Source organism: Trichocoleus sp. FACHB-262 (assembly GCF_014696035.1).
GTDB lineage: Bacteria > Cyanobacteriota > Cyanobacteriia > FACHB-46 > FACHB-46 > Trichocoleus.
On the sequence record NZ_JACJPK010000112.1, the window covers coordinates 36,874 to 43,250 of the forward strand.

Below are 6,377 nucleotides of genomic sequence, written 5' to 3' on the forward strand. Positions count from 1 at the left end.
AACTGTTAACTGGCATGAGATACGGCGGTGCTAACCATCCATTCCAACGGTCGCGGTTGAAAATTTAGTTCGCGTTTTGCCTTGGCATTCGAGGCACCTCGCATCTGAGTCTGGTAGTAAACAATGTCCGAACCTCCCTCTAGGTTCAAAGCATCTTCAATGGATACTCGCGGCGGCGGGGGAGCATTCAGCGATCGCGCAAATGCAGGCAGCCAATCGCGCACCGCTAAAGGCTGATCATCCACAATCAGATAAACACCAGAATTGCCCTGCTCTGCGGCTGCAACCGTGGCGATCGCGGCATCCTCGATGTGTAACCACGACCAGACGCCATCACCATTGCCGACAATTGGAAACTGTTGCTGCCGTATCTGTTGTGCTACATCACCATCCGGGTTGAACCAAGTGCCAGGTCCGTAGAAGAAACCATAGCGTAAGGCAATTCCTTCGAGATTGGATTCCAACAAACGGTATTCAATCTCAGTGACGAGGCGAGCATCGGCGGCAACGGCGGGGGAGGCATCCAGCGATAACGGTGTTTCCTCATCTGCCAATCCATCACCGGGAATTCCCCAGAAGGCGACCGACTGTCTCAGGTAACGGCGCACCCCTGCTGCCTGTGCTGCCGCCAGCACATTGGCACCCCCCTCTAACCGAATCCGCGTATTCAGAGGCCCTGCTGCACTCATTGATTCGCGGCTGTAAGTTTTGGGTAAGGCGGTGAGTTGTTCAATCACCACCTCCGGTTGAGCGTGGGCGATCGCCGCTTTAACTGCATCTGGGTCGAATACATCTGCGATCGCAGGTTCTATTCCCTGTGCCGCTAATGACTGCGCTCTTTCTTGCGAGCGGGTCAGCGCTACAACGTCGTGTCTTCTGACAAGTAATTGGTCGAGTAGGGGACGACCGATCGCTCCTGTTCCCCCGGCAACAAAAATCTTCATTTGTGACTCCTGAAAAACTTGTCGCCTAGTACGGCACTACATTGCGTTGATAGCGGAAGTGTTACCGTCCAGGAAGCCGCACCCTGACCTCTTGGAGTATCCAACCGTTGCCGTCTGGATCACTGAACGAGGCGTAGGAGGCATAGTCACGACGTTCTGGATCGGGACCTGGTACCCGCCCCTCGGTTCCGGCGTGGTGGAAGATCCCGCCGATGTCGTGAAATATCTCACTCACCTCAACACCCCGCTCAACCAGTTCGGCGCGGGCTGCCTCAATGTCGTAAACGATGAGGTACAAACCCTGAACTGAACCTGGCTCGGCTAATGACACTCCGTTACCAAAGATGATTGAGCACTCTGATCCGGGAGGAGTCAATTGCACCACCCGGAAGCCATTCTCGCCAGGAAAGTCGGCATCCAGTCGCCATCCCAACGTTTTATAGAAGTCTATGGAGCGATCAACATCGGCAACGGGGATCACCACAATTTCGAGTTTCATGTTTTGGCTGCTTACAGTATTGCTAGTCATTTTGTTCTCCTTTAAGTTGGTGAATTTGATGTTTAGATTGGTTGCTTTTCATTCTTCTGCGATCGCGATTAAGCAAACCACTGAAGCTCTTTGAGTTAAGACAATAAAGTTGCTATATCCTCGTCGCAACGGCAGGTAAAGTTCCGGGCGGACCTAAAATTTCATCCCCGATTTCAGCACTAATGCGCTCGAACAGAGCTATATCAGATGCTGCTGTTTCATCCTGGGTTCCCACCGCTTCAATCAGCCGAGCAAAGGCACTGGGGGCAGCAATGACTAATCCGCGCGCTGGCTGTTCGCTGAGTGCGGCAACAACATGAGTGGTGCCGATAGGAATGAAAAAACTTTCACCTGCGCCTAACACGACCTTGTGCTCATCTGCCCAGACCGTGAACTCACCTTCCAGCACATAAAGTTGTTCGGAGTAACGGGTGTGGCGATGGGGAGGAGTCTGTGAACCCGGTGGAAAATAGCCTTCAATCAGATCGTATTGACCTCCGGTTGTAGTGTGATCGGCAACGATGCTGAGACAAGAACCAAAAAGCCAGAAAGATTGTGTCATGAGATAAAGACCTGTGGGATAACTGTGTCAACCAATGCAGCTTCTATGCGACTGAGGCTAGCTGCACATAACAATCAAAAACGTTGATTAGTTGCTGCTACAAGAGCTGCTATCAATTGCTCAATAGTCCAACGCTCGCAGTAACGAATCCCATTCACAAAGAAAGCTGGTGCAGCTTCTACCCCACTGCAATATCCACCCTGAATGTCTGCAATGATGTGATCGACATAAGCTCCTTTGGATAAGTCTTGCAAAAATCGAGAAATGTCAAGTCCCAGACGATTTGCATATTCCACGAGGTATCCATTCTCTAAGGCTTGTTGATGGATAAAGAGCATCTCATGCATCTGCCAAAACTGACCTTGAACTGCCGCTGCTTCCGCTGCTTCCGCTGCCCGCTGAGCATGAGGATGAATCTGTATTTGGGGGAAATGACGAAAGATAAAGCACACATCATTCTCCTCGAAAGGGCTTAACTGCTGTTGAGCAGCTTTAATCAACCGATAGGTCTTTGCACTTTGAAAACATTCATAGTCCCCATACAGGATGAGTACAACACTGGCACTTAGCACACCTTGAATGTGATCCTGAACTGAAGGTGGGGCAAATAAGGAATGATGCTCGCAATCGCTAGCCATATTTCAGACCTGCCAAGCAAACTTAAACTCTGCAACTTAATTGCTGTTAGCGTTTGCATGAACCCAATATAGGGAGTTGGCTCCTACATGTCGCCCACTGAAAGTTCATAATTTCGTGCAACATAAGATGGATGAAGTAATCTACCTAAGGTAGTAGCTTCTCTCCAACTAAAGTATGAATCTAGGCCTTAACTCAAGCCTATAAACTAACAAGCCCACGTTTAACCGCAACAATGACGGCTTGCGTGCGATCGCTCACTCCCAGCTTGCTCAAAATCCGAGTCACATGCGACTTGACAGTGCTCTCACCAATCTTGAGAGCAATTCCAATATCTTGATTACTCAATCCCTGCGCCATTAAACGGAGCACTTCTAGCTCTCGTTCACTGAGTATCGGATTATTCATCCTCTCTACCAGCTTACTTGCCACAGCCGAAGAAACATACTGTTGACCGCTGTGAACGATGCGAATCGCATTCAAAAGTTCATTTGGCTTTGCATCTTTAAGCAGATAGCCCTGCGCACCCGCCTGCAATCCTCGATAAATATCTTCATCGCCATTGTAGGTGGTCAGCACAATAATTCGAGCTGACTTAAATTCAGCACAAATTGCAGTAATGGCTTCAACCCCTGCCATTCTTGGCATGCGTAAATCCATGAGGGTGACATCAGGCTGATGTTCACGGTATTGGGCGATCGCCTGCTGCCCATCCTCTGCTTGAGCAACCACTGTCATTTCTGGATCGTAGTTAATGATGTTAGTCAATCCTTCTGTAACGAGGGAGTGATCATCAACAATCAGAACCCGAATTTTAGTGGATTGACTCATGATGATTTTCACTCCCGGTTGACAATGACAACAATTTCTGTTCCTTGTCCAGGTTGGCTTTGAATCGATAGGTGTGCACCAATTCGTTCTGCTCGCTCGCTCATTCCCAACAAACCAAAGCCGCCCAGTGATGAAATGCTTCCAACCCCAAAGCCCTGTCCATCATCTTGAACGCGCAGAAGACATTGAGCATCGTCATACACTAGCTCAACCAGAATTTTACTAGCATTGGCGTATTTGATCGCGTTTGTTAAGGCTTCCTGTCCAATCCGTAGTAAGTGATTTTCTACTTCGGGCGATAGAGAGTAAACTACGCCCTTGCTTTCATAAATCAAAGCGGTCTTAGTAGTTGACTGCATCTGAATCACGAGGCGATGTAGAGCACTCTGTAAAGTACTCGCTTCTAAAAGTTGAGGACGGAGTGCTACCACTGAGCGACGCGCTTCAGCCAGCCCAGTTCGAGCTAATTCATCAATTTTTTCCAGCCTTTCCAGATATATCTGAGCAGATCCCGAATCATCTGCCAGCATTTGTGTTACAGATCCGACATGGAGCAAAATGCCTGTAAAAGCCTGTGCCAATGTATCGTGAATTTCTCGCGCCATGCGGTTGCGTTCTTCTAAAACGGAAGCCTCCTCAGCACGTTTGCGTTCACGTAGTGCGGCCTCTCGTCGTTCGCTAATGTCAAGAATGACTCCTAACATTTGCACAGGCTGTCCGGTTGTGTCATAAATGCCCCGACCTCTGGCAACTAACCAATGAATGCTGCCATCTGGATAAATGACTCGATATTCTGCTTCAAAATCGGTACGGGTTTCTAGAGCTGTTTCAATGGCTTGCTCAACCCAATCAATATCTTCTGGATGAACCCGATCTCGCCATGCCTGATAGCTACTCTCAACTTCATTGGGAACTAATCCCAGCAATCGCACATGATTGTCGTCCCAGTCCACTGTGTTCTCAGTAATATTCCAGTTCCAACTGCCAATGTAGCTGAAGTCCATTGTCAACCTGCGTTGTTCTTCACTCTGTCGTAAGGCAGTCTCTATTCGCTGGCGCTCTTCAATCTCCTGAGAGAGCAGCACAGTTCGCTCAGCAACCTGTTGTTCCAAGGTACGGTTGTAGTCAGCAAGTAGTTGCTCAGCTTTTTTGCGTTCGGTAATGTCTTGAAAAGTGGCGATCGCATAGGCAATATTGCCCTGTTCGTCAAAAACTGGCGTTCCCCAAATCTCAAGTGGAATGATGGTATTGCCTCGGTGAATTTCTAAATCATCTGTCCTCGTGCGTTCACCTTTCAACGCCCGGTATAGATTCAGTTTTTCAGTAGGATATTTTTGATTCGTTCCGGCTATATAAGCTTGATATGTCTCTACAAGTTGATCCATTGTTACGGAAGAAACAACCCCTTTGCCTATTAGCTGAGTTGCTTGTTGATTGAAGTAGTAAGGGCGGCCCGCCGCATTCACAACTGCAACTCCTAATGGAATCGCTTCTAAAAATTGAGTCATTTGACTTTTGCTTGCACGTTGCTCTGAGTACAATTTGGCATTCTCGATCGCAATTGCTGCTTGAGTAGATAGTAGGCTTAAAAGTTGCGATCGCTCTGGTGAAAATACTCCAGTTGCCAACTGATTTTCTAAATACAACACGCCCACAAGCTTGGTTTGGTTCAGCAGTGGTAAACACAAAACCGATTGCGTTTGATGGCGTTGAATATAGGGATCATTGATGAAATGACCTTCACGGGTAGCATCATTGAGAATGACCGATTCATGAGTCCGAATTACATACTGAATAATGGATTCAGGTAAACAATTCGTCATTGGAATCGATTGCAGCACTCGCGTTGCACAGACCTGTGCGCCCTCACTAAGTTCACAAGTCGCTTCGATCTTCCATTCTCCTGCATCTTCCAAAAGTAGAGATCCGGTTTGTGCGCCAGCATTTTCAATTAGACTCTGCATCAAAGAATGAAGTAATCGTTCTAGTTCAATCTCGCTTGAAATCGCTTGTGATGCTTTCATCACCGCTGCTAAATCGATAGCAACCTGTGAGGTGTTAGAAGTAGTTCCAGCAGTAGTGAGAACTGTCACAGGAGCCACATTTAGCGACTGAGGAAAAAACTGTGGATAGCAAGTCTCTAAATCTTTGGCTTTTGCAGTTGCTCCCCATCGTTCATAGCAGTAGTGCGCTTCTTTCATGTAAAGCTGGGCAATTTTCTCTCTGCCTCGCGCTAGATAGTGCTTTGCAGCTAATTCATAGGCTAATGCTTCTTCTTGAATATATTCATTCTCCCTAGCCCCTCGAATCGCTTGTTCGTAAAACTCTTCTGCCTCAAACAACTGACCCAAAACTCGCGCTTTCTCTGCCTCAACTAGATAAAATTTATGTAGATGATTCATTGGAGCCTGATGCGCCCGTATTTGCATCTTTTCTTGGTTGCTTGTCACCTTGAGAAGTAGGTGTTTTTGTTCTGAACGACGAACAAGTGGATGTACTGCTAGCCGTGCCAAAAAATCGTAGAAATGTAACATGGGGGTCGTTATCCACCCAGTTACTCCATCCAAATACTGTTCGGCTTGGGCTGCATTTTCCACTGCTTGAGTAAACTGCCTAAACAGATAATAGAGGATAAGCTTGTAAATATAAAAGATGTGGAGTCCAGTTCTATCATTTGCGGCTAAACTAAGCGGTAGTAATGTCTCCTCATTGTAAGCAACACCTTGTAAACGGCAAGGATTTTCTACCTGTCCCAGTAAGTTCAGGACTACCTGCCGATGAGTTTGGCACCAAGTCAAGACTGTTTCTTGCTTGAGTCGAGGGCGTTGCTGAAAGAGTAATGCTGGCTTTGGCACAATGAAGGTATGAAATGTCC

Annotated in this window: 6 protein-coding genes; all 6 read right to left on the minus strand. The window is 47.5% G+C overall.

The window, feature by feature from the left end; translation table 11 throughout:
• Window positions 1–5: 5 nt before the first annotated feature.
• Window positions 6–944 carry an NAD(P)-dependent oxidoreductase gene (locus H6F68_RS27620; RefSeq protein WP_190564063.1) on the minus strand — a complete coding sequence of 313 codons (939 nt, stop codon included), beginning with the start codon at window positions 942–944 and terminating at the stop codon, window positions 6–8.
• A gap of 61 nt (window positions 945–1,005) precedes the next feature.
• On the minus strand, window positions 1,006–1,473 hold the full coding sequence (locus H6F68_RS27625; RefSeq protein WP_190564065.1) for a VOC family protein: 468 nt from the start codon (window positions 1,471–1,473) through the stop codon (window positions 1,006–1,008).
• 112 nt (window positions 1,474–1,585) lie between these two features.
• Window positions 1,586–2,035 carry a cupin domain-containing protein gene (locus tag H6F68_RS27630; protein WP_190564067.1) on the minus strand — a complete coding sequence of 150 codons (450 nt, stop codon included), beginning with the start codon at window positions 2,033–2,035 and terminating at the stop codon, window positions 1,586–1,588.
• 74 nt (window positions 2,036–2,109) lie between these two features.
• On the minus strand, window positions 2,110–2,673 hold the full coding sequence (locus H6F68_RS27635; RefSeq protein WP_190564069.1) for a DsbA family protein: 564 nt from the start codon (window positions 2,671–2,673) through the stop codon (window positions 2,110–2,112).
• Window positions 2,674–2,872: 199 nt separating this feature from the next.
• A complete protein-coding gene (locus tag H6F68_RS27640) occupies window positions 2,873–3,502 on the minus strand; it encodes a response regulator transcription factor (RefSeq protein WP_190564071.1) in 630 nt (209 codons plus the stop codon).
• 8 nt (window positions 3,503–3,510) lie between these two features.
• A partial coding sequence (locus tag H6F68_RS27645) for a PAS domain-containing protein (RefSeq protein WP_190564073.1) occupies window positions 3,511–6,377 on the minus strand: 2,867 nt, incomplete at its 5' end.

Excerpts from the sequence above, each read along its gene's own strand:
- H6F68_RS27620 (WP_190564063.1), bottom strand. The coding sequence starts at position 944 with ATGAAGATTTTTGTTGCCGGGGGAACAGGAGCGATCGGTCGTCCCCTA.
- H6F68_RS27625 (WP_190564065.1), bottom strand. The coding sequence starts at position 1,473 with ATGACTAGCAATACTGTAAGCAGCCAAAACATGAAACTCGAAATTGTG.
- H6F68_RS27630 (WP_190564067.1), bottom strand. The coding sequence starts at position 2,035 with ATGACACAATCTTTCTGGCTTTTTGGTTCTTGTCTCAGCATCGTTGCC.
- H6F68_RS27635 (WP_190564069.1), bottom strand. The coding sequence starts at position 2,673 with ATGGCTAGCGATTGCGAGCATCATTCCTTATTTGCCCCACCTTCAGTT.
- H6F68_RS27640 (WP_190564071.1), bottom strand. The coding sequence starts at position 3,502 with ATGAGTCAATCCACTAAAATTCGGGTTCTGATTGTTGATGATCACTCC.